The 21648-nt window shown below is 70.5% G+C and carries 19 protein-coding genes, 3 tRNA genes and 2 pseudogenes; 5 read left to right on the top strand and 19 right to left on the bottom strand.

The window, feature by feature from the left end:
• Positions 1 to 699 precede the first annotated feature (699 nt).
• Positions 700 to 1461 carry an AfsR/SARP family transcriptional regulator gene (locus AC3CH1_RS19670; RefSeq protein ID WP_488464121.1) on the top strand — a complete coding sequence of 254 codons (762 nt, stop codon included), beginning with the start codon at positions 700 to 702 and terminating at the stop codon, positions 1459 to 1461.
• Positions 1462 to 1587: 126 nt separating this feature from the next.
• Here AC3CH1_RS19670 and AC3CH1_RS19675 read toward each other — a convergent pair.
• The 12 genes and pseudogenes from AC3CH1_RS19675 to AC3CH1_RS19730 form a co-directional block, all read right to left on the bottom strand.
• Positions 1588 to 1970, bottom strand: a pseudogene (locus AC3CH1_RS19675) (aminoacyl--tRNA ligase-related protein); the annotation flags it as partial.
• Between the two features lie 137 nt (positions 1971 to 2107).
• Positions 2108 to 3325, bottom strand: a complete 1218-nt coding sequence (locus AC3CH1_RS19680) for a beta-ketoacyl-[acyl-carrier-protein] synthase family protein (protein WP_488464122.1) — start codon at positions 3323 to 3325, stop codon at positions 2108 to 2110.
• On the bottom strand, positions 3325 to 3555 hold the full coding sequence (locus AC3CH1_RS19685; protein ID WP_488464123.1) for an acyl carrier protein: 231 nt from the start codon (positions 3553 to 3555) through the stop codon (positions 3325 to 3327). Before AC3CH1_RS19685 ends, AC3CH1_RS19680 begins: the two co-directional genes overlap by 1 nt.
• Before the next feature lie 78 nt (positions 3556 to 3633).
• Positions 3634 to 4636: pseudogene (locus AC3CH1_RS19690) on the bottom strand (beta-ketoacyl-ACP synthase III).
• Positions 4637 to 4659: 23 nt separating this feature from the next.
• Complete coding sequence (locus AC3CH1_RS19695) at positions 4660 to 5646, bottom strand: ferritin family protein (protein ID WP_488464124.1); 987 nt, start codon at positions 5644 to 5646, stop codon at positions 4660 to 4662.
• Positions 5643 to 6233: a flavin reductase family protein gene (locus AC3CH1_RS19700; protein ID WP_488464125.1), complete on the bottom strand. Its 591-nt coding sequence runs from the start codon at positions 6231 to 6233 to the stop codon at positions 5643 to 5645. The genes AC3CH1_RS19695 and AC3CH1_RS19700 overlap by 4 nt, the downstream gene beginning before the upstream one ends.
• Complete coding sequence (locus AC3CH1_RS19705) at positions 6230 to 6778, bottom strand: hypothetical protein (RefSeq protein ID WP_488464126.1); 549 nt, start codon at positions 6776 to 6778, stop codon at positions 6230 to 6232. The genes AC3CH1_RS19700 and AC3CH1_RS19705 overlap by 4 nt, the downstream gene beginning before the upstream one ends.
• A gap of 26 nt (positions 6779 to 6804) precedes the next feature.
• Entirely contained in the window at positions 6805 to 7293 is a 489-nt protein-coding gene (locus tag AC3CH1_RS19710) for a type II toxin-antitoxin system RatA family toxin (RefSeq protein ID WP_488464127.1), read from the bottom strand.
• A 2-nt stretch (positions 7294 to 7295) separates the two neighbouring features.
• Positions 7296 to 8594: an aspartate aminotransferase family protein gene (locus AC3CH1_RS19715; protein WP_488464128.1), complete on the bottom strand. Its 1299-nt coding sequence runs from the start codon at positions 8592 to 8594 to the stop codon at positions 7296 to 7298.
• Between the two features lie 84 nt (positions 8595 to 8678).
• Positions 8679 to 9818 carry an acyl-CoA dehydrogenase family protein gene (locus tag AC3CH1_RS19720; RefSeq protein ID WP_488464129.1) on the bottom strand — a complete coding sequence of 380 codons (1140 nt, stop codon included), beginning with the start codon at positions 9816 to 9818 and terminating at the stop codon, positions 8679 to 8681.
• Positions 9819 to 9858: 40 nt separating this feature from the next.
• Positions 9859 to 11526, bottom strand: coding sequence for an aldehyde dehydrogenase family protein (locus tag AC3CH1_RS19725; protein WP_488464130.1), 1668 nt, complete (start codon positions 11524 to 11526; stop codon positions 9859 to 9861).
• A gap of 245 nt (positions 11527 to 11771) precedes the next feature.
• Positions 11772 to 12740: an LLM class flavin-dependent oxidoreductase gene (locus AC3CH1_RS19730; protein ID WP_488464131.1), complete on the bottom strand. Its 969-nt coding sequence runs from the start codon at positions 12738 to 12740 to the stop codon at positions 11772 to 11774.
• A gap of 470 nt (positions 12741 to 13210) precedes the next feature.
• Between AC3CH1_RS19730 and AC3CH1_RS19735 the strand changes: the two genes are divergently transcribed.
• Both AC3CH1_RS19735 and AC3CH1_RS19740 read left to right on the top strand, forming a co-directional pair.
• Positions 13211 to 14170, top strand: coding sequence for a diacylglycerol/lipid kinase family protein (locus AC3CH1_RS19735; RefSeq protein WP_488464132.1), 960 nt, complete (start codon positions 13211 to 13213; stop codon positions 14168 to 14170).
• Between the two features lie 119 nt (positions 14171 to 14289).
• On the top strand, positions 14290 to 15765 hold the full coding sequence (locus tag AC3CH1_RS19740; RefSeq protein WP_488464133.1) for an MmgE/PrpD family protein: 1476 nt from the start codon (positions 14290 to 14292) through the stop codon (positions 15763 to 15765).
• A 286-nt stretch (positions 15766 to 16051) separates the two neighbouring features.
• On the opposite strand, the gene AC3CH1_RS19745 is transcribed toward AC3CH1_RS19740, so the two are convergent.
• The 5 genes from AC3CH1_RS19745 to AC3CH1_RS19765 form a co-directional block, all read right to left on the bottom strand.
• Positions 16052 to 16420, bottom strand: a complete 369-nt coding sequence (locus AC3CH1_RS19745; protein ID WP_488464134.1) for a nuclear transport factor 2 family protein — start codon at positions 16418 to 16420, stop codon at positions 16052 to 16054.
• Between the two features lie 266 nt (positions 16421 to 16686).
• Positions 16687 to 17133 carry a PaaI family thioesterase gene (locus AC3CH1_RS19750; RefSeq protein ID WP_488464135.1) on the bottom strand — a complete coding sequence of 149 codons (447 nt, stop codon included), beginning with the start codon at positions 17131 to 17133 and terminating at the stop codon, positions 16687 to 16689.
• Positions 17134 to 17314: 181 nt separating this feature from the next.
• Positions 17315 to 18031: an AfsR/SARP family transcriptional regulator gene (locus tag AC3CH1_RS19755; protein ID WP_488464136.1), complete on the bottom strand. Its 717-nt coding sequence runs from the start codon at positions 18029 to 18031 to the stop codon at positions 17315 to 17317.
• Between the two features lie 840 nt (positions 18032 to 18871).
• Complete coding sequence (locus tag AC3CH1_RS19760; protein WP_488464137.1) at positions 18872 to 19372, bottom strand: hypothetical protein; 501 nt, start codon at positions 19370 to 19372, stop codon at positions 18872 to 18874.
• Positions 19373 to 19656: 284 nt separating this feature from the next.
• Positions 19657 to 19747 (bottom strand) — tRNA-OTHER (locus AC3CH1_RS19765).
• Between the two features lie 48 nt (positions 19748 to 19795).
• On the opposite strand from AC3CH1_RS19765, the gene AC3CH1_RS19770 reads away from it, so the two are divergent.
• A complete protein-coding gene (locus AC3CH1_RS19770) occupies positions 19796 to 20242 on the top strand; it encodes a transposase (protein ID WP_488464138.1) in 447 nt (148 codons plus the stop codon).
• On the opposite strand, the gene AC3CH1_RS19775 is transcribed toward AC3CH1_RS19770, so the two are convergent.
• Together AC3CH1_RS19775 and AC3CH1_RS19780 are read right to left on the bottom strand one after the other, a co-directional pair.
• Positions 20206 to 20296: transfer RNA gene (locus AC3CH1_RS19775), tRNA-OTHER, on the bottom strand. The genes AC3CH1_RS19770 and AC3CH1_RS19775 overlap by 37 nt on opposite strands.
• 27 nt (positions 20297 to 20323) lie before the next feature.
• Positions 20324 to 20414 (bottom strand) — tRNA-OTHER (locus tag AC3CH1_RS19780).
• 154 nt (positions 20415 to 20568) lie between these two features.
• Here AC3CH1_RS19780 and AC3CH1_RS19785 point away from each other — a divergent pair.
• Positions 20569 to 21564 (top strand): DUF2156 domain-containing protein, encoded by a 996-nt coding sequence (locus tag AC3CH1_RS19785; protein ID WP_488464447.1) that lies wholly within the window; start codon positions 20569 to 20571, stop codon positions 21562 to 21564.
• The last annotated feature ends 84 nt before the right edge of the window (positions 21565 to 21648 follow it).

Genomic DNA, 21648 nt, shown 5'->3' on the forward strand with positions numbered 1-21648 from the left:
GACGTGCCCGATGGTGAGGCGGTGGCTCGGCAGCCGTCCCACGATCAGGAGACTGCGCTGGTGGGAGGCAGGAACCGCACAGTGGCCTCGTGACCTTGCCCGCACTTGTGCCGTGGCGATGCGGTGCGTTGCGCCTGGTTCCGAGCCGGCGTGCCCCCAGCCTGGCCTACCGCGCTGATGCGGTTCTGATACCCGGCTGACCGGAGCGACAGCGACAGCGAGGGCGCCAGGGCCAGGGGCCAGAAGCGGCATGCGGGGAACGTGCTGGTGACGTGCTTCCACGGATGCGCTCTACGTTCCTGGGCGCGCCCACAGCTCGGGCAGGCACCGGAAAACCCCTATCGGCTGCCAGTTTCCGAGCAGCGCCCGGCCGTTCCCCATGGCCGGGCTTTTCCGCGCAAACGGTTCGTAAAATTTCACGGAGGGGTGAGGCGAATGCTTTCGATAGGAATATTCAATGTGGCAGGATCGGCGTGCGTCAAATGAAGGTGCCGCTGGCATATGGCAGCACCGTCGAAAATTAGCCATCCGACGGCTACGGGAGAAGTGTATAAACAAGCGAGAAGTGTATAAACAAGTCGTTTTCGGTCTCCCGCGTGCTTGATGGCCTTGGCCGGTTCCGCACCTCCACGTCGACCAATCTTCATGTGAGACCAGGTCCGTATTCATTCCACCGAATACATGACAAGGGAGCACGATATGCTGAGTTTTTCGATTCTCGGGGCGTTAGAAGTGCACACCGGAGCGGGTCAGGTCGAGATCTCCGGAGATCTGCAGCGCATACTTGTCCAGATTCTGCTGGTCAGCGAGGGTCAGGCGGTATCCGGCGAGACGCTCATCGATGAGATGTGGGGGGAAAGAGCCCCTGACAACCAGGTCAACGCCCTGCAGGCACACGTCAGCCGCCTGCGGCGCCGTCTGAAGTCCATGGAGCCCGAGCGCTCCGCATCACGTCTGACCATGCACCCGTCCGGCTACCGCCTGGCCGTGGACGAGGACGAGCTCGACGCCGCCCGGTTCCTGCGCGAGGTCCGTCGTGCCGAGACGGTCGCCGGCGCCCACCCCGCCGAGGCGGCCGACCTGTTGCGCTCCGCTCTGTCCATGTGGCGCGGTCCCGTCTTCGGGTCCCTGCCCGGCGGCTCGGTGTGCCGGCTCACCAGCGCCCTGTACGAAGAACGCCGGCTGCGTGCCCAGGAGCTGCTGTTCGACGCCGAGCTCAGTGCCGGGCACCACGCGAACATCCTCGCCGAGCTCTACGACGCCCACCTCAGCATTCCCCTGCGTGAGCGATTCTGCGAGCAGCTCATGATCGCCCTGTACCGTTCCGGCCGCCGGGCGGACGCGCTCGACACCTACCGGCGCATGTGGCAGCGCCTCTCCGAGGAGATCGGCGTGCTGCCCTCTCCCTCACTGCGGAGCGTGGAACACGCCATCCTGTCCCACGACCTTTCCTCACCCTGACGGGCTGTCCCCTCATCCAGGGGAGCAGCCCCGCCGTGACCTCGCCGCCCGTACGCGCGTAGGCGGGTACGCGTCGGGCCCCTGAGCCCCTCCCTCCGGCGGACGGGCCCGACGCGTCGCTCCGTCTCAGGCGGTGCGCCCTCCCGGCAGGATCGTCCGGAAGTCCGTGTAGGGGACGAGGGCGTCCGGCAGGACCACACTTCCGTCGGGCCGCGCGCCCTGTTCGAGGAGGGCCGCCACCGTGCGGCCTATAGCCACACCTCGAGGTCGTAGGTCATCCGAGCGGAGAAGCCCATGCCGCCCGGGGGGAGCAGCATCACGCGGTAGGACAGTTCGAGCCGCTGCAGGCATTTCTCGACGTGCCCGACCATCAGGTCGAACTGGGCCCCGGCGTCCTGCGGTGCGCAGACGCGTACCAGTTCCACCTTCTCGAACTGGTGCAGCCGCAGCAGGCCGCGGTTGTCGCGCCCGTAGGATCCGGCTTCGGAGCGGAAGCACGGTCGCGCCGCGCCGGCCGACGGACGGCCTCGGGTCCGAGCGCGATGAGCTCGCGTGCGTCGTGCACGGTACTCTCCTTGGTTTCCGCGGGTACGGGAGGGAACAGTCGACCCGAAGTCGGATCCGCTGCCTCGGACGGCGTCGGCGGTCAGGCGGCGGCGATGGCCAGAACGGCGTTCTGGCCGCCGAAGCCGCAGGAATTGCTCAGCGCCAGCTCGATGGGCACGGCCATCTCGGTCTCGGCGACCTTGATGTCCATGCGGGGGTCCAACGTGGTCAGGTTGGCGGTGGGCGGTACGAGCCCTCGCTCCACGGACAGGACGGTGAAGACGGCCTCCACGGCCCCCGCCGCCCCCAAGAGGTGACCCGTCACGCCCTTGGTGGAGGTGACCAGCGGGTCCCCGGTCAGGGTCCGGTTCAGCATGGCGGCTTCGGCCAGGTCGTTCAGGGGCGTCGAGGTGCCGTGCGCGTTGACGTGCTGCACGTCTCCCCGCCCGGCCCCCGCGTCGCGCAGGGCGGCGCGCACGGCCGATTCGATCCCGGCGCCCGTCGGATGGGGCGAGGTCATGTGGTGAGCGTCGGCGGACGCCCCGTAACCCACCACGCGCGCCCGGACCCGGGCACCGCGGGCGAGAGCGTCCGCCCGCCTTTCGAGGACGAGCACTCCGGCGCCCTCACCGGCGACGAACCCGTCCCGGTCCGCGTCGAAGGGACGCGAGGCGCGGGCGGGGTCCTCGCGTCGGGACAGGGCGCCCATCTGCGCGAAGCCCGCCATCGCCAGGGGCGTGATCAGGGCCTCGCTGCCGCCGGTCAGGACCACGTCGCAGCGATCGAGGGCGAGGAGGTCGCGGGCGACGCCCACCGCCGTCGTGCCGGACGCGCACGCCGTGGCCACCACGAGGTTGGGGCCGGTCGCCCCGAACTCGATGGCCGCCTGGCCGGCGAGCATGTTGGGCAGCTGCATGGGCAGCAGGAGCGGGGAGACCAGGCCGGCGCCCTGCTCGAGCAGCGTCCGGTGCTGGGCTTCCACCGTGGTGGGCCCCCCGTCACCGTTGCCCAGCACCACACCGACCCGGGCTCCGTCCCAGGTCTTCGGATCCAGCCCCGCGTCGGCCAGCGCCTCACGGGCGGCGACCAGCGCGAACTGCACGAACGGATCCAGGCGCAGGGCGCGCCTGGATCCCAGCAGGGCATCGGCGTCGAACCCGGGAACGCGGCACGAGATCTTGACCGGGTTCGACTCCAGCACCGGGTCGAAGGCGGCCGTGGAGCGCCCTGAGCGGACCGTCGCCCAGCTCGGCCCCACCCCGATGCCTGCGGGGGTGACGAGGCCGAGACCGGTGACGGCAACATCGATGCCCGCCATCAGATCTTCGCGCCTCGCTGCTCCATGAGCGCCACGATGTCGCCGACGGTGGGTGCCTCCAGCAGCTCGTCGTCGCTGATCGTCAGGCCCAGCTCGGATTGCAGCATGAGGGACAGCTCCACGACGGCCAGCGAGTCGAGTTCGATGTCCTCCCGCGTGGCTTCGGGCGTGATGAGGTCGGGCGAGACCTTCAGCTTGTCGACGAGGAGGCTCTTGAACTGTTCGAACATGATTGCCCTTCGGTCGTGCGCAGCGTTGCGCGTGCGTTTCCTTGCGTCGTACGGGTCCGCGGGACGGCGGCGGTTTCCTCAGAACGGAGTGAGCCCGGGCCAGTACAGGGCTGTCGCGCCCCAGGCCAGGCCGCCGCCGAACGCGGTGAGGAGGACCTTGTGGCCGGCGGCCAGGCGGCCGTCCTGCGCCGCCTGGGACAGCAGCAACGGGATCGAGGCGCCGCCGGTGTTGCCGACGTGTTCGATGTTGGACAGCTGGCGCTCGGCCGGGATCTCCAGCCGGTCCGAGACCGCGGTGAGGATGCGGGCGTTGGCCTGGTGCGCGGCGAACCGGTCGACCTCGGCCATGGTCCATCCCCGGCGCCGGACCGCCTCCAGGGAGGCGGCGGTCATCCGTTCCACCGCGTGGCGGTAGGTGTCCCGCCCCCGCATCCGGAAGTAGTGGTCCTCGATGGGGGCGCTCCGCGCCGAGGAACGCTGCCTCGAACCGCCTGCCGGTACTTCGATGAGGTCCGCCAGGCTGCCGTCGCTGCCCAGGACCAGGGGTCCTGATCGCCCCGGGCTCGTCCGGGTCTCCGGCGCGTAGTACGACAGCCCCCGCCCCGTCCGCGAATATCACGGCGCTGGTGCGGTCGTCGGGGTCGACGATGGTGGTGAAGGTATCGGCGGCCACCAGCAGTACCCGGTCCGCGATGCCCGCCGCGATCAGTCCGGAGGCGGAGGCCAGGCCGTAGAGGAAGCCGGTGCACACGGCCGCCACGTCGAATGCCGGCACGCCGGTCAGACCGAGACGGGCGGCCACGGCCGGTGCGGTGGCGGGGCACGAGTGGTCCGGTGTCGTGGTGGCGAGCACCACCGCGTCGACGTCGGCGCTGCCCGCGGACTTCAGGGCCCGCTGCCCGGCCTCGACGGCCAGGTCGGAGGTGGCGGTGCCGACGGAGACCACGTGGCGGGTGGCGATTCCGGTGCGGCTGCGGATCCACTCGTCCGTGGTGTCGAGCCGGCGGGTCAGGTCCTCGTTGGTCACCACGTCCGGCGGCACGTACGACCCGATGCCCGCGATGACCGCCGTGCGCCCCACGGGCGGCTGCCGCGTGGCCGTGGTCACCCTGTGCTCCCCTGCCCGGAGGCCAGGGCGTCGACGGGCAGGCCCATGTAGGCCATGCGGGCCTCGGCCATGTCGTCGGTCCACTGCTCGGCCATGTCGTAGCGCTGCTCGGGGGTGGTGTCCAGCATGCGCACGCCGGGCCACAGCTCGTAGTCGCCGATCAGGTCGGTGTGCTCCCGCATGCCCCTCTGGAACATCTCCTCGCGGGGCAGAACGTACTCGCGGTCGGGGAGTTCGTCCCAGAGTCGGGCGCCCGCACGCAGGATCTCCACCAGCCTCGGCTCGTACTCGGGGTGCTTGACCACGTGGTCGCGCAGGATCGTGCTGGCCACGGTCAGGTGTCGGATCTCGTCGATGGCGGTGCCGCGGGAGATCTCCCCGGTGGCGGGCGACAGCGGGGTCCACTTGCGCTCGCTCAGCTCGGCCGCGGGGGCCAGTACGCCTTCGATGACGATGGCGAACACGGCTACCCCGCCGATGAAGTCCGACTGCCCGGTCACGATGTCGTCGGTGAACTCCTTCACCGGCTCCAGGACCCGGCGCCGGTAGTCGGCCGCCATCTCGTCCACGTCCCGCAGCAGGCTGCCGGCGGGGTGACCGAGCTCGACGAGGTGGTTGCGGAACACCCGGGCGTGACGGGCCTCGTCGATGAGCTGGGTCGCGTAGAACTCCATCTCCGGTATCCCCGGGGCGATGGTGACGTAGCGCCCCAGGATCCGGGTGGCCATCTCCTCGGACAGGGCACGGAAGCCGAACTCCAGGGTGAGGGCGTCCCTCAGCGGCCCGGGCTCCTTGAGGAAGTCGGGAACGACGGCGTCCGCGTGGTGGCCGGTGTCACCGCGGTCCCGCAGGGTCCCCTGAGCCACGGAGGTGAACCAGTAGGAGAGGTCGCACTCCTCGGGGCCGAGGGTCAGTTCTTTCGCTCCGTCGAGCAGGCCGGGTGCCTTGTCCCAGTCTGCCTCCGGCGCCACGGACTCGGTCATGTCGTGGTCTCCTTCCTGGTGTGCTTGCCCGGCCCGGGGTCCCGGACGGGGGTGGGCGGGCCGCCGAACAGCCCGCCGGCGTAACTGAGCAGAGGGTCGCCGCCACCGACGGCGGCGTGCGTCACGTGGCCGATCAGTACCTCGTGGTCGCCCAGCGGGGTCGAGCCGTAGAGCCGGCAGGTGTAGTGGGCCAGCGCGCCGTCGAGGAGAGGCGCGTGGGCGTACGGGTCGTGTTCCCATCCCATGCCTGCGAACTGCTCCGCCCCGCCGGGGCGCGAGCTGTCGGCGAAGTACCGGGCCAGATCGGCCTGCGCCCCGGTGAGGACGTTGACCGCGTAGCGGCCCGCCGCCGCGGCCAGTGCGGCGAACTGCGACCCGCTCCTGAGGCAGGTTCCCAGCAGCAGCGGTTCCCGGGACACGGTGGTCACGGTGCTCACGGTGGTTCCGTGCAGGACGCCTCCGTGGCTGACGGTCAGCACGGCCACCGGGGCGGTGAGGTGGTACAGGGCCCTACGCCGGCGCAGGCGTCCGTCCGGACTGCGGGGCCCGGTCGACAGCCCGGTGCGAGGGCGGAGCGCGGTGCTCATCGCGTCGCCTCCTGCCGGACGCGCTCGCTCGCGGCCGTCGTCCGCGCGGCGGGGACGTGTCCCACGGGCGCGGGGTCCGCGACGTGGCCCACGGGCTTGGGGTGCTCAAGGCCCAGGTCGTCCAGGAGTCTCAGGTAGCCGGGCTGGCGCACAGGCTCGAAGGGCAGGGCGAAGGACTTCATGAAGTTGCCGAAGAGGCCCCGGTCACCGAAGAGGTGGAAGGGGATCACCAGCAGAGCCCACTCCGGCCCGATCAGCCAGCACCACAGGGCCACGACCGCGGCCTGGGTGATGAGGCTGTGCATCACGTTGTAGAGCACGTAGTACGTCTTGGAGATCGGGCGGCCGCCGCTGCGCCGGAAGGCGATGGCGCCGGGGAGGTACCCGATCAGGTCGATGTAGAGGAACAGCAGGACGGCCGGCCCCCATCGGATGTCGCCCAGGTGGGCGATGATCAGACCGGTGGTGACGGCCAGGGCGACGAGGTACTCGGCCCGGTGGAGCGAGTAGGTGCGCGGGGTCTCGAACGGGTTGGCCTGATCCACGGTTCAACTCCTGTCGGGGCAGCGGGTCACACCGCGACGTTCTCCGGGCGGGCGTCGCTGAGGTTGGCGTCGCCGAGCAGCGTGGAGCCGGGGAACAGGCCGGTCACCGCCCAGGCCACGCTTTCCTTGATCACGCGTTCGGCGATGGGGTCGAGGATCCCCTCGAGGCTGGGGATGCCGAAGTCGAAGTCGGCCTCGAACGCGACGGTGACGTCGGCGCCGTCCTGGCGCAGCGTCCACCGGCCGACGAAGCTGTCGAAGTCGCCGTCGGTCTGCTCGAAGCGGGCGGTCAGGTCCCGGACGGAGAACTCGTCCTTCTCGGACCAGCGCAGCAGGCCGCTGCGGAAGTGCAGTTCCCAGCTGGAGCTGCACTCGGCGGCCGGCAGCGTGCCGTGCACGGTGGTGGTGTGCACGTGCGGTGCCAGGTCGGGGTACTTCTCCCACTGGATGATCCCGTCGAAGACGGTCCGGGCGTCCTGGGCGGGAACCAGGACCTTGAGTTCTACGTGTCGCACGGTCAGTTACCACTTTCCGGCATCGTGGCCGCGCCCCGTACGAGGTCGCGGGTGGCCTTGTCGAAGGAATCGAGGAGGAACCGCACTTCGGCCTCGGTCAAGGTGGCCGGCGGCGTGAAGCGCACCACCGCGCTTCCGTTCATCGAGTGGTTGGCGACGACCCCGTGGTTGAACAGCTCGATCAGGAGCTCGCCGGCGAGCCCGGCCTCGACCAGCTCGACGCCGATCAGCAGGCCGCGGCCGCGGACCTCCACCAGCTGGCCGGGGATGTTGCGGCGGGCGATCTCGGTGAGCCCGGGCAGCAGGATGCCACCGAGGTCGACGGCCTTGGTGACGAGCCGCTCTTCCTTGATCGTCTCGATGGACGCCTGGACGGCGGCCATGAGCAGGGGCTGCCCCGAGAACGTCGAGGTGTGCAGGAAGGGGTCCTTGTCGAAGGGGCGGAACGCCTTGCGGGTGGCGACCGCCGCGGAGACCGGCAGCACGCCGCCGCCCAGGGCCTTGCCCGTCAGCAGGACGTCGGGGACGACGCCTTCGACGTCCGCGCCCCACCACTCGCCGAGGCGGCCCAGGCCGGACTGGATCTCGTCGAGGACGAGGAAGCCCTCGTACTCGCGGACAAGTTCCTCGACGCGTTTGAGGTAGCCCTTGGGCGGGATGATCACGCCGCCCTCGCCCTGGACGGGTTCGATGATGACGCAGACCTCGCCGGGATGGGCCGCCAGCTCGGCTTCCAGCGCGTCCGCGTCGCCGAACGGCAGGTGCAGGAAGTCCGGTACGAGCGGCCGGAAGGGCTGCTGGTAGACGTCCTTGGCGGTGGCGGACAGCGCGCCGAGAGTCTTGCCGTGGTAACCGCCGCGCAGGGAGACGGTCCGCTTGAAGCCGTTGGCGCGGGCGAGCTTGAGACCGGTTTCGACGGCCTCGGAACCCGACAGGGCGAAGTGCACGCGGTCGAGGCCCTCGGGCATGACCGATACGAGTGCCTCGGCGGCGCGGGCGGCGGTCGGCTCGAGGAGGATGCGGGTCGCGGTGGGGTGGGTGTGCAGCTGGCGCTGGACGGCCTCCACGACCCGCGGGTGGCGGGCACCCATGATGAAGACCCCGTAGCCGCCGGCGTTCAGGAAGCGCTCGCCGTCGCTGGTGGTCAGCCACGCTCCGGAGGACGCCACCTCCATATGGCTGCCGAAGAGCTCGGCGAGCGTCGCCCGGCCCTTGCTGAGGTGCGCCCGGTAGAGGCGCAGGATCTCTGCCTCCGTGGTCGGCGCGGCGGCGCCGGGCCGGGCTTCCTGGATCACGGTCACGAGTGGTCACTCCCTAGTGGTACGGGGCTGGAGCAGGAATCGCGGGTGCGGGCGGCGGCCGGGACGAGGACGCGACGGCGCGTCTCAGGCCAGCTCAAGGGACCCGCCGGCGAAGTAGGCCAGAAGCGGTCCGGCCGCGGCGGGCCTCGCCGGCGGGTGGAAGGCCAGGGGCCGCACCGAAGCGGCACGGGTGGCGTTCGGGGAGCCCTTGATGAAGTCCATCCCGCCGAGGAGTTCCAGCGCCCGGTTGGCGTTGGCGACCAGGGCGTCCTGGACGGTGTACCGGGCGATCAGGGTGCCGGCCACGGCCTCTTCGCCTTCGACCCCGCTCTCCACGGCGCGCGCGGCGCCTTCGAGCAGGGCGACGGCCGCCTCGTGGCTGATCGCGAGGGCCGCGCGTTCGGTGGGGTTGCCCCGCTGGTGCGTGACCACCTCTTCGACGAGGGCGGCGGTGGCTCCCGTGTATCCGGCGGAGATGAGCAGGACGAACCAGATGAACCCAGCCGTCTGCAGGTCGTCCAACCGGGTCGGGTCGTCGGCCGAGGTCCGTACCACCAGCTCGTCCGGTACGAACACGTCCTCCAGGTGGACCTCGTCGCTCTCGGCTCCGGCCAGCAGGCCGGTTCCCCAGAAGGGGTGGACGCTCAGGCCGGGCGAGCCCGCCGGCACGATGGCGAGGGCGAGCTCGGGGCCGCCGTCGGCGCCGGGTACGGAGATGCTGGCCGTCAGCAGGTCCATCGAGGAGGAGAGGCTGCACGGCTTCTTGGAGCCGCGCAGGAGGTATCCGCCCTTGGCGGGCGCCGCGGCCACGGTCGGGGCGAGGATGTTCTGCTGGGTGCGTCCCTCCGCCCAGCCGGAGGCCATGAGTTTCTGCTCGGGCACGATCCGGTGCAGAAGCTCCACCTGGGTGGGCGTCAGTCTGTCCGGCCGGTCGGCCAGCGCGTAGAGCATGGCGGCGGTGAAGTGGTGCATGGTCGTGGCGGCGGCCAGCGACGGCGTCACCGCGCCCAGTGCCTCCTGGACGCGGACCGCCTCCAGCGGGGACGCCCCGTGACCGCCGAACGTGGTGGGGATGAGCAGTCCGACGCCGCCGTGGGCGCGGAAGAGGTCGATGGCGACGCTGCCGGGCTTCTCCAGTTCGTCGAAGGGGATCTCCTCCAGGGCTTTGAGGAGCCCTGGGTGGTAGTGCTCGCAGACGGCGCGGGCTCGGTCGAGGGAGCGCACGGGTACCTCCGGTGGGAGAGGGGGGTGCGGGGGCGAAAGCTCAGGCGCCGAAGACCGCCTCGTAGGGGCTGACGTCGCGGGCGATGCTCACGCCCTGGAGGTGGGAGGTCTTGAGCATCGGGTAGTTGGCCTCGCCGAAGGCTCCGCCGGTCAGGCCGGTGCCGCCGTGCGTGGGCAGGTAGGGGACGCACCCCATGTGGGAGTCGTTGATCTTCAGCAGTCCGCCGTTGGTGACGTGTCGCACGAAGGTGTCGATGACGTCCTCGGACCGGGCCCACAGCGAGTTGCGCAGTCCGTAGGGATTGGAATTGGTGAAGTCGACGAATCGGGCCAGGAGTTCCTGGTCGGTGCCGGGTTCGGCGACGATGACGGGGATCAACGGAAAGAACGTTTCCTCCCGGACGATGTCGAAGTCGCGGGCACGGGCCAGGCCGTCGACCAGCACCACGGTGGGCTGCAGGAACACACCGGTGTCCGAGGGGGTACCGTCGACCTCCACGCGGCGCCCGCCGGTGACGAGCGACCCGCCCTGGTCCAAGGCCTGGTTGAGGAGTCGGAAGAACCGCTCGCTGCGCCGGACCGGCGACAGCAGGACGTCCTCCTCCTCCGGATAGCCGGGCCGTATCCGCTTGACCTGCTCCTTCAGCTCAGCCAGCAGTTCGTCGGCGACGGCGGGGTGCACCAGCACGCCGTTGGGGACCATGCAGATCTGGCCCGAGCCGTAGAAGGCCTCGGTGATGGCCTCGACGGCCTTGGGGATGTCCGCGTCGGACCAGACGACGACGATGTCGTTGCCGGCCAGCTCCAGGATGGCCTTCTTGCCCTTCGCGACGCACTGCTGCTCGAAGCGCAGGCCCTCCTGGCTGCCCCCGATGTAGAAGATGTCGTCGATCAGAGGGCTGTCGATCCAGCGGTCCAGCGTCTGCTTGGGGTTGGCGCACAGGGCGTTGAGCGTGCCGGGCGGGGCGTCCAGCTCCTCGAGGATCGGGGCGACCACGTCCCGCATCAGCCACATGGTGCTCAGCGCGATGCTGCGCGGGGCGCGCATGACGACGGCGTTGCCGGCCATCAGACACAGCACCCCGAGGGCCGCGCTGGGCAGCGGGGCGTTCTGCGGGGGGTTGAAGGCGACGACACCGTCGGGCTGACGACGCACGATCAGCCGGCGGTTCCCGTGCCGGAACTCGGTGTGCATCTGCTCCTGGTACCAGCCGAGGCTCTCCTCGCTGAAGATCTGGAGCAGGGAGCTGTGTTCCCAGCGGGCGAGCTTGGCGGGATGGGCCTCCGCGATCAGCATCTCGATGAACTCGTCCCGGCGCCGTTCGAGCTCTTCGCGGAAGCGGCGGCCCAGGCGCATGCGGCGTTCCAGCGGGTAGGCGGCCCAGCCTGGGGCGGCGGCCGCGGCAGCCTCGCTCGCCAGATCGATGGCGTCGTCGCCGGCGATCGCGCAGCGTCCCACGACGTAGGGGTGCTGGGCCGCGTCCGACGCGGCGTCCTGCTCCAGGCTCCGCTTGAGCGTCACGCTGGTGAACACGTCGTCGAGGAGGGATCTGCCGCTCACGGTGTAGACCCATCCGTCGCCGTCGACGTCCTTGCCGGCGACGTAGAGCTTGTAGCTGCGCAGGGGTGCCTGGCGTTCTTCTGCCGCCTGGTCAGGAGAGGCAGGACGTACGGAGGACTGCTCCTCTGTTGTTCCGTCCGAGAGCATGGTTGGCCTTTCCGGGTGGGTCCCAGTGCTGACCGGCACGTGACAACGGGGCGCCGGATTCTGATCGTTGCAGTTGTCTCTGACCCGGTTCTGACACCGAGCTGATGCTGACAGCGGGGCGGTCGCGGTCGCCCGCGGGACCGGACGCAGGCGCGGCCGAGTGACGGAAACGGATCGGGCCGGGTTCGCCCGAACAGGCCTGTACCTCCATGGGGTTCGGGAAGTCGGCGCGGCGTGGACTCGGTTCAGGGGAGTCGGCGCAGCGCGGGCACGACGTCCCGCGCGATCTGCTCCAGGTGCGGAGCGGGGGTCAGCGAGCCGACGCGGAGCACGATGTGCCGTGCGCCGGCCCGCACGTACCCGGCCAGCCACTCGACCACCTCGTCGGCGTCGCCCCAGGCGTACGCCTGGATCGCGGCCATGAAGCCGAGGGAGCGTCCGTAGTAGTGCTCGATGTAGTGCTCCAGCTCCCGCTTGGCCGCGTCCCGGTCGGGGCCGAGGGTGACGGTGGCGTACAGCCCGGGGGTGATCGCGTCGGCCGGGCGGCCGTGCTCGGCCGCGAGCCGCCGGATCTCCTGCCAGGCCGTGCCGTAGGCCTCCGCCGACGGGAGGAAGGGCAACCAGCCGTCGTAACGCCGGGCGACCCGGGCCAGCACCCTCGGTGTGTCGCTGCCCGCCAGCCAGAGCGGGGGGCCGCCCGGCCGGTGCGGCGGCGGCAGCCGGTCCAGGCCCTCGGCCTGCCAGTACCTGCCCTTGAAGGACGTCGGCGCGTCCGGGAGGGTGGCCTGCCACGCGGTGCGCCACAGGTCGGCGTTCTCGTCCAGGCGGCCGGCCCGGCCGGTGAACGGCACGTCGACGGCCGCGAACTCCTCCTCCGTCTCGGGCAGGGGGAAGCCGGAGCCGAGGCCGAGGACCAACCGTGATCCGCACACGTGGTCCAGGCTGGCGAGCATGTTGGCGCCGATCAGCGGGTGCCTCAGGGCCGGGGTCAGTGCGGCGGTGCCCAGGGTGATGCCGCTGGTGGCCGCCCCCGCCGCCGCGAGTACCACCAGGGGGTCGAGCCGTGGACGCGCGGTGAGGGAATCCCCGGTCCACAGGGAGTCGAATCCGAGGGCCTCGGCCTCGCGGGCGAACTCCAGCAGCGGGTTGGCGCCGAAGTCACCCGTCATGGCCTGCTCTCTCGTCGGCAACAGGACACCGATGCGGGTGGTCACCGAACTCACCTCCGTTCTCTGTCGTGAAGCTGCGGTCGGTTCGGTGGTGCCGTCGGCCCCGTACAGGGCGGACGGGACGGTCGGACGGCCGGGGTGCGGACGCACGCCTCGCGGGGTTTCCGCCTGAAGAGGGCCACGACCAGCTCCTCCGGTTCTTCGCGCAGTTCCAGGGGCGGCTCACTCCGCGTCCCGGTTCCGCTGTCTGCCGTGGGGCGCCCCTCTGCCGTGCGTCCGTCGTGGCACGAGGGGGTCCGACGGGAGCCGATGGAACCAGGAGTGCCTGACACCGCACTGATCCGGCGCCGCCCGGCCCGTCCGTCAGCGCCGGGTCAGCGCCACGTCATCCGCGGCGGTCACATTCACTGGTGTGTCCCGGTAGTGAGCAGCGCGCGGTCCCACTCCGTACCGCCCTCGCTGCCCGGGAGCGCCGCAGATCTCCCCGCCGACCGAACCGAGACGGAGTTGGTCACATGACCGCACCACGCGCCGCCCTGCCGCGCCGAGCACTGATCGTCGCCAACCCCACTGCGGGAACCACCAGTGCGCGGCTGGTCGAGGAGGTGGCCGAACTGTGCGGAAAGTGGCTGCCCGAGGTGCGGCTGCACCGCACGACCCGGCAGGGCGACGCCACCCGGCGGGTGGCGGAGGCGTGCGCGGGGGCGGCACCGCCCGACCTGGTGGTGGCGGTCGGGGGTGACGGGACGGTCCGCGAGGTGGTCGAAGCGCTGGCCGGTGGATCAGCCGCCCTGTTCATCGTGCCGGCCGGAACCGGTAACTCCGGATACCGGATGCTCTGGGGCGACCTGCCCTGGCGTGCGGCGCTGCTCGCGGTGCTGGATGCGGCGGAAGGTTCTTCGAACGAGGCCCGGCTGCGTCACGTCGATCTCGCGGAGCTGGCCGAGAACGGCGAGAAGGTCCTCCTGGGGGCGTGCTCGGGGCTCATCGCCGAGGCGCTGGTCACCGCGCGCGGCATCGCGCTGACCGGCCGCCGGCGTTACGCGGAGGCGTTCCAGCGCACCGCCGAGGCCTTCACGCCGTACCCGGGCCGGGTCACCGTCGACGGAGTGGTGCTGCACGAGGGGCCGACCGTGCTGGCGAACGTCGGCGGCGGCCGGTACCGCGGCGGTGACTACCTGGTGCTGCCGAGGTCCGAGCCGGACGACGGTCTGCTGGACGTCTGCGTGATAGGCGGCGAGGTGCCACCCACCCGGGTGCCCGAACTGACCAGGACGGGGGCCCACCTGGATGTGCCCGGAGTGTTCTACGGGCGCGGCCGCCGGATCGTCGTCGAGCGCATGGACGGGACACCGCTCCGGTACGAGCACGACGGCGAGCTCCAGCCGGCCTCGACCTCGGGCATGACGCTGGAGGTGCTGCCCGGCGCGCTCCTGGCCTGGAACGCCGGGGCGAGCGGGCGCGGCCCCCGCTGAGGCCGGGGACCCGCACGGACCGCCGCCGCACCGCACCGTCGCCCACGGCAGAACGCGCGCAGCCAGCACGGCAGCACGGCCGAGACTCCGGCGAGACCGCCCACCGAAGGGAACCGAGGATGACCGTCCTGGAAGAGCTCGCCGGCTGGGCGTCCGGGCTGAGGCACGACGACATCCCCGCACCGGTCCGCTCGCTGGCGGCCAGCCAGGTGCTCTCCCAACTCGGTTCGATCCGGGCGGGCCTCCACCATCCGCTGGGCCGGCGCATCGTCGCCGCGTTCGGCGATCCGTGGCAGGACGATCCCCGGACCGGTGCCTGCGTACTGGCGGGGCTCGGTTCCTGGCTTAATCTCGACGACACCGCCTATGCGGGCCACCTCTCCAACTCGACGGTGGCGGTGCCCCTGGCACACGCCCTCGCCCGCGGTCTGGACGGTGCCGCGCTGATCACCGCCGTGGTGGCCGCCAACGAGTGCGCGGCCAGGATCACCGCGGCGGCGACGCTCGGACCGCTGCGCGGCCAGAGCGCGGCGCACACCCACCTGGCCGGCGGCGTCGCGGGTCGTCTGCACTGCGAGGGCGCCCCGGTGGCACGCTGGACGGACGCCCTGGGGCTTGCCTTCGCGATGCCCAACTGGCCGCTCTACCGCGCGTTTTTGGCCAGTGACGCGCGTCTGTTCAACGCCTTCACCCCGGTACGCGCCGCCATGGACGCCTGCGACGCGGCGGCTGCCGGGCTGCACGGAGCGCCGGACATCCTGGAGCATCCGGACGGCTTCCTGGCCCGCTTCGCGTCCGTCCCGCTGCCCGGCGAGGTCGACGATGGCCTCGGCACACGCTGGTACACCCACACGCTCTCCTTCAAGGCCCGTCCGGGCGGCCCCGGCATCGACGCCGCGGTGGACTGCGCGATCGAACTGCACGACGTGTTGGGACCGTTGCGCGAGGAGGACATCGAGGAGGTGGTCGTGGAGGCGTCGCTCTACACCCTCTTTGCGGGGCGTACCGCCGAGCGGTACGTGACGGGGCCCGACGCCCCCATGGGCGCACTGGTCCTGCACACCCCCTACCCGGTGGCGACCGCGCTGCTCCAGGGCGGTCTCACCGTGGACGACTTCGCCGCTCCCCGGCTCGCCCGCCCCGACCGCTGGAAGCTGGCCGGACGGGTCGTCCTCCGGCACGACGAGGACTTCACCCGGGCGCTGTTCGGGTCGGTGGCCCCCTTCGGGGAGGCGGTACGCCGGGCCGGCACGGCCGCCGGGCCGTGGCTGAGAGCGCTGGGCGGGCCGGAGACGGAGGAACTCGCGCTCGCCGCGTCCGGTCCGGGCGCGGACCGGGCCGACGACTTCTCCGACGCCACGAAGGCGACTCCGGCCCGGGTGACCGTACGGATGCGCGACGGTCGCACCGAGGTCCGCGAGCGCCTGGTGCCGATCGGCGCGGCCGGCCCGCACACCCGGGCCGGGCACGCACGTCTGATGAGGGAGAAGTTCGTCTCGCTCGGCGGTGCGCCGGACGTGGCGCATGCGGCGTCGGAGCTCGACCGGATGGACGGCGACCGGCTGGCCGACTGGCTCCGCGCGAGCCTCGGCTGACGCCGTCGGGCCGCCGCCCGTCCGTCCGTACGCCTGTCCGTACGCCCGTCCGTACGCCCGTCCGTACGTCCGTCCGTGCGAACGGCGCGGGTGGACCGGGCCTGCTCCCGGGCCGTTCGGCCAAGTGCGCGTGGTCGGCGGCGTGATGATCCCGGGCATGTGATGGCCGAAGTCTGCTCGCGGTGGATCTGCCGGACGGCCGTCTCCGAGTGGGCGGTCGAGACGTTCCCGCCCGCCGAAGCGGAGACGGCCGCGGTCCTTCAAGCGGTCTGCCGAGGGGTGCGGGTCACGCTTCCGGCAGGCGGTCCAGGAAGCCGGCGACGCTGGTGATGCGGCCGTCATCGGCGAGCGTGATCACGTCGAAGCCGGCCGCGGGAGCGGAGCCGTCCGCGGCGGAGACCAGGTCCCACGTGAAGCGCACCAGGTTGTGGTGCGCGTCCGGCGTGCCGGTCAGCTTGAACTCGAAGCCGGGGAACTGCTGGTGGGCGGCCTCGATGGCCGCGGCGATCCCGTCGTGGCCCTTCACGTCGCCGAGCGGGTCGGTGTAGGTGCCGTCCTCGGTGAACGCGGAGGCGACCGCCTTGGCCAGCTCCTCGGGGGTGGCGCTGTTCCAGGCGGTGAAGTAGCGCTCGACAGCGTCCTCGTGCGTGGTCACAACGGTGTCCTCTCGTCTGTACGGGTGCACCCGAAGGGCGCGGTTCGGCGTGCGCCGACCGCCTCGTCGGCGGGGGCGCGGCCGGACGGCGGCCTGCCCGTGCGATGGCCGGCGTTGTCCGCCCCGGGCGTGACGCGGCGGGGACAGAGCTTGCCGGGGGCACGGGATGTGCCTCGCCCTGCCTGCGTCCTCAGCCTGACGCACCCGTCCGGAGCGGTCGATTACCGCTGGGGTAATGCACCGGAACCGGCCGGACCACCGGGGTGCTACCGCGCCTCCGGGGGACGCGGCATGAGGACGGCCTGGGTCTGGGTGGTCTGGCTGACCCGGCGCCCGCGATCGTCCCAGACGTCGGTCTGGACGACGATGAGCGTGCCCCCGACGTGCAGCGGCCGGGCTTCCGCCCGTACCGTGCCCTGGCCCGCTCCCCGGAAGAGGTTGGTCTTCGACTCGATCGTGGCCGTGCTCGCCCCCTTCGGCAGGTTGAGGTACCCGCAGACCGCTCCGACGGTGTCGGCGAGCGTCATCAGGGCTCCCCCATGCAGCACGCCGCCGACCGTGCAGCGCCCGGCCGACCATTCGAGGAGGCCCCGCGCGACCTCGGGCCGGGCCTCGGTCAGTACCACCCCGGACTCGACCGCGTACGGCATCTCGGCGAGGAGACGGGCGGCCAGGTCTGACGTGGGGGAGGCGGGGACGTTGGAGTCGGACATCGGGAACACCTCTCGCGCGGTGGTGCCGGTGGGAAGGACGGGAGGCACTCTACTCCCGCCCGGGAAGGTGCCGGATGCGGTGCGCGGCACCGCCGTTGCGGGCGACAACCCCGGCCGGCTCCACTCCGAGAGAGGGGACGACCGCCCGGAGCGCCTCGGGTTGTTCCCCGTGGTGCGGCGCTCAGCGCGACCGCACCGCACCCGCCAGGGCGTCGGAGGCCGTCAGCGCCGTGTCGTGGGAGAGGATCGCGTTCTCCAGCCCGCGCAGTTCCCGGGAAGGCTGGACCCCCAGCTCCTCGGACAGCCGTCGCCACATGATCCGATAGGTCTCCAGCGCCTCCGCCTGCCGTCCCGCCCGGTAGAGCGCGACCATGAGGTGCTGGCAGAATCGTTCCCGCAGTGGGTTGGCCATGTGCGCCTCGGTCAGCTCCACGAGGATGGCGTCGTGCCTGCCGATGGCCAACTCCGCGTCGAAGAGAAGCTCCATGCCCCGAAGGCGAATGGCCTCGTAACGGGCGGCCGCGAGGCGGCAGATCGGTCCTGCGTGCAGGTCACCGAAGACCCCGCCACGCCACAGCTCCATCGAGCGGCGGAGCGTGTCCGCCGCGGCGGCCGGGTCGCGGTCGATCGTCGCCTCTGCGGACTTGACGCTTTCGGTGAACTCCACCGCGTCCAACTCTCCCTTCTGCAGGCACAACTGGTAGCCGGAAGGACGGAGAACCAAGCGCTGGGGGTTCCTGTCCGGCTCCAGACGGCGCAGCCGCCGCCGGAACCGGCTGATGTGTGCCTGGAGTGCGTTGGCCTGATGGTCCGGGGCCGCCTCGCCCCACATCTCCTCGGCCAGGGCCTCCGCGGGGATGGGTCGGTCCTCACTGACCAACAAGGTCTGGATCAACACACGCTGAAGATCGCCGGGTATCTCCACAGCCTCGTCGTCCGAGGAGATCTGTAACGCTCCGAGTACCGAAAAGTTCAGCACGAAGTTCTCCTTGCCTCGGGGGGCGATGGGGAATGAGCCGCCGCAAGAGGGGCGAATGGATCCTGGAAGCGCCGGACCACGCTCACGGCGCGTCACTCAGGAAACGCGCCCTAGCTGCTCACCGGCCTGAGTGAGAGAATCGACAGGAGTGGAAAGAAGCCATTTCAACCTCGATCAATAGTGCCATATCAGATGGGGATGGAGTAGTCCCTCTTGATGGTGGCCATAAAAGCTCCCTCGTGACTCTCGGTCCGACAGCCCGGTTCACCCGGTTCACCCGCTTTACGCACGTCGACCGGCCCCGGCCTCCGCCGATTCCTGGCGCAAACCTTTCCATCACTACCGGCCTGCCCCCCTGTCACCGGACGACGAATGGGCGACGCCCGCACGCCCACCGTTGTCAACGGAAATAAACCCGCCCCCACCCCCGTGAGCGGATGGAATGCAACTCCCGGTCCTTCGGGTGCGCCCCCTTACCCAGCGCTGCCGACGGCAAGCTTCTTCCTCGGTTTTTCACCGTAAATTCTCAGAGTGGTGTCGTTTCGTCGCCACCCCGTGAATTTACGGTGAAGCACCGAGTCCGGAGCCCCACGTTTCGCTGGGAGTGCTCCGTCGACCGGGCCTTCACCGCACGCGAACAGGCCGCCCCCTAGGAGATCGGGCACGAGGCGCGCTGCCAGACCTTCGCGACCCATCATCGCCAGGGGCGGATCTCCCCCGTGGACGGCCGGCACTCGACGTGACGTCACGGACGCGAGATCAACCCACAGCCCTGTGAAACAACGAGGCCTGGGTCGAGAGTTCGGCCAGCAGTCGCGAGTGGCCCGCGAGGTGCTCCTCGGCCCTGAGGTCGATCAGGTCGCCCCAGAGCAGGCACTCCTCGAAGATGCGCTTTCCGCCAGGGTCCACCAGTCTCACGGTGACGGCGACGGCGGCGGCCTCGTCCGGAATCGACCGCAACAGCTGTAACAGGGTCCTCATCTCCTGCCGCACCGCGGTCAGTCGCTCAGCGTGGCTGGTACTGGCGATCAGGTTCCCGAGCGCCGTCCGCGACATGGCGTCGCTGTTGTCCAGGCCGGCCATGGCCCCGTCCAGGATCTGGCGGGCGGCGAGAGTCAGTGCGCGGTCAGCGAGGAAGACGTGCGCCACCGTCAAGTCGTACCGCGCCTGGACGCGAGGGCTGAGAGGCGCCAATGCCGCGAGAGCGTCTGCGGCGGAAAGGAACTCCTCGTACCTGTGGGCGAGCTGCGCGGTGTTCACATGAACCTCCGGGAACAGGATGCTGATTGCGGAAGGCCGGACCCGAGACGTACTCCTCGGCGTGAGGAGACGCGCACCGGCTGGAGGGGCCATCGCCCCTTCCGGCGACCTCGTCGACACCGGTCAGGTCGTCCACAGCATCCTGGACCTGGCGCACCGCGCGCCGGGCGGCCCGCCGCTCGCGTCGGAACACGGGGCCGACCTCGCCGGCCGTACTCCCGGCAGGACGGCGGACGCCGCCCCGGGGGCCTTCGGATCCTGCCGCGCAGGGCGCTCGCTCACCGCGGAGAGGGCAGGATGCGAACCTGCGCAGACCCGGAAGAGCCCGACCCCGGAAACCGCAGATCCCCGATGGACCACTCCGGGCACCTCTCCTGGAACGGGTCTTCGGACTTGATGGGGCTGTGGTGGTGGCGGCCTGACGTGAGGTCACCGTCCGGGACGGTCGAGGCCCACAACGCGGACTCGGTCGCCGACTGGCCCAGCACCCGGCCCGCCCCCTGGCGCGAAGCCGTCCGCACACTCCTGCGCCGCAACCGCTTCTTCACCCACGTCGCCGACCCCACCCACCTGCCTGAACTCCTCACCCTCGCCGAGACCGTCGAGCAGTGGTGGGACGGCATCGAGACCTACCTGACCGTCGGCATCACCGACGCCGCCTCCGAAGGCAACAACCGCCTCGTCAAGCTCGAAGCCCCCCACGCCTTCGGCTTCCGAAGCCGGAAGGACCCGCGCCTCCGGTCACGTCGTGCAACCGCCCGGCGAAGTCGACGGAAGGCGCACCCCCATCACCTTCGGAAACCCCCCAGAACACGACCTGACCGCAACCGCGGCGGAGAGGGCAGGATTCGAACCTGCGCAGGCCCGTAAGAGCCCGACCCAAGAAGCCTCAGGTCCCCGATAAACCACTCCGGGCACCTCTCCCAGAACGCGGCCCAACCGCAACCGCAGCGGAGAGGGCAGGATTCGAACCTGCGCAGGCCCATAAGAGCCCGACCCAAGAAACCTCAGGTCCCCGATAAACCACTCCGGGCACCTCTCCCTGCTCCCGGCCCGGTCTCCCGTGCCGTTCACAGAAACAACAGTGCCAGATGCTTCTGACACAACGCTGACATTCCTCTGACGCTATGATCCTCTTTCCTTTGTCGTCGGCCGATGCTGTAATTCATCGTCGCGATTTTTTCGAGAAGGGAACGATCGTGTCTGCCGTATCGATCGAAGATCCAATTCTGCGAGCCATCACCGAGCACTCCTCGGCCGAGAATCCCAGCTCCTTCCTCGCGCTCAACAGCGGCAACCTCACTTTCACCGCGCCCGGACTCGACGGTGTGATCGTCTACCGTCGCACCGGCAGGTTCGCCGTGCAGTTCGGCGGCCCGTTCGCCGGCGCCGACGACTACGACGCACTGCTCGCTCTCTTCCTGGAGCACGTGCGTGAGCAGGAACTGCGTTTGGTCGGCGTCCAGTTGCAGCGCGCGGACGGGGAGGCGTACGCGCGTCACGGGTTCACCGTCAACCAGATAGGCGCCTCGTGGGCGGTCCGGGTGCCGGATCTCACCCTCAAAGGGACGCGCTTCATGCAGTTGCGCAACAAGATCTCCCGGGCCCTGCGCAACGGGCTCCAGGTGCGCGAGGTCGATGCCGACTCATACGGCGAGGCGCTCAGTACCATCGACGACGCTTGGCTCGGGTCCAAGGGAGGCTCCCCTCAACTGGAGTTCCTGGTCGGTCAGATCGGCGGCTCCACGCAGACGCTGCGCCGGCTGTTCGTCGGGACCATCGACGGCGCTCCGGTCGGCTACATCTCCTACTGCCCCGTGTACGGCACTCGTACCGGCTGGATGCACGACCTCAGCCGGCGCGTACCGGCGGGCTCACCCGGACTGATGGAAGCGATCAACGCGCACGCCATAGAGGTGTTCCGCGGCGAGGGGGTCGAGTGGCTGCACTTCGGCTTCACCCCGTTCACGGGCCTGAGCGAGGACTGTGAACTACCCGGCCACAGCCCGTCGTTCCAGTGGCTCATGCACTTCCTCTGGGCCGAGGGCGCCGCACTGTATCCGGCGCAGACGCAGCTGGCGTACAAGCAGAAATGGGGGCCGGACCTGGTCATCCCCGAGTACGTCGCCTTCCAGGGCGGGCCCTCGCTCGCGGGCTTCGCGCACGTCTTCCGCGCCTGCAAGGCTTTCTGAATCCTGCGTCGAGCCGGGACAGCCACGTGCCGACACCCGGTTCACGCCGCACTCGTCCGCAGTCGACTCCCCATGGAAGGAGAA

This window comes from Streptomyces sp. MGP-P1, from assembly GCF_057766565.1.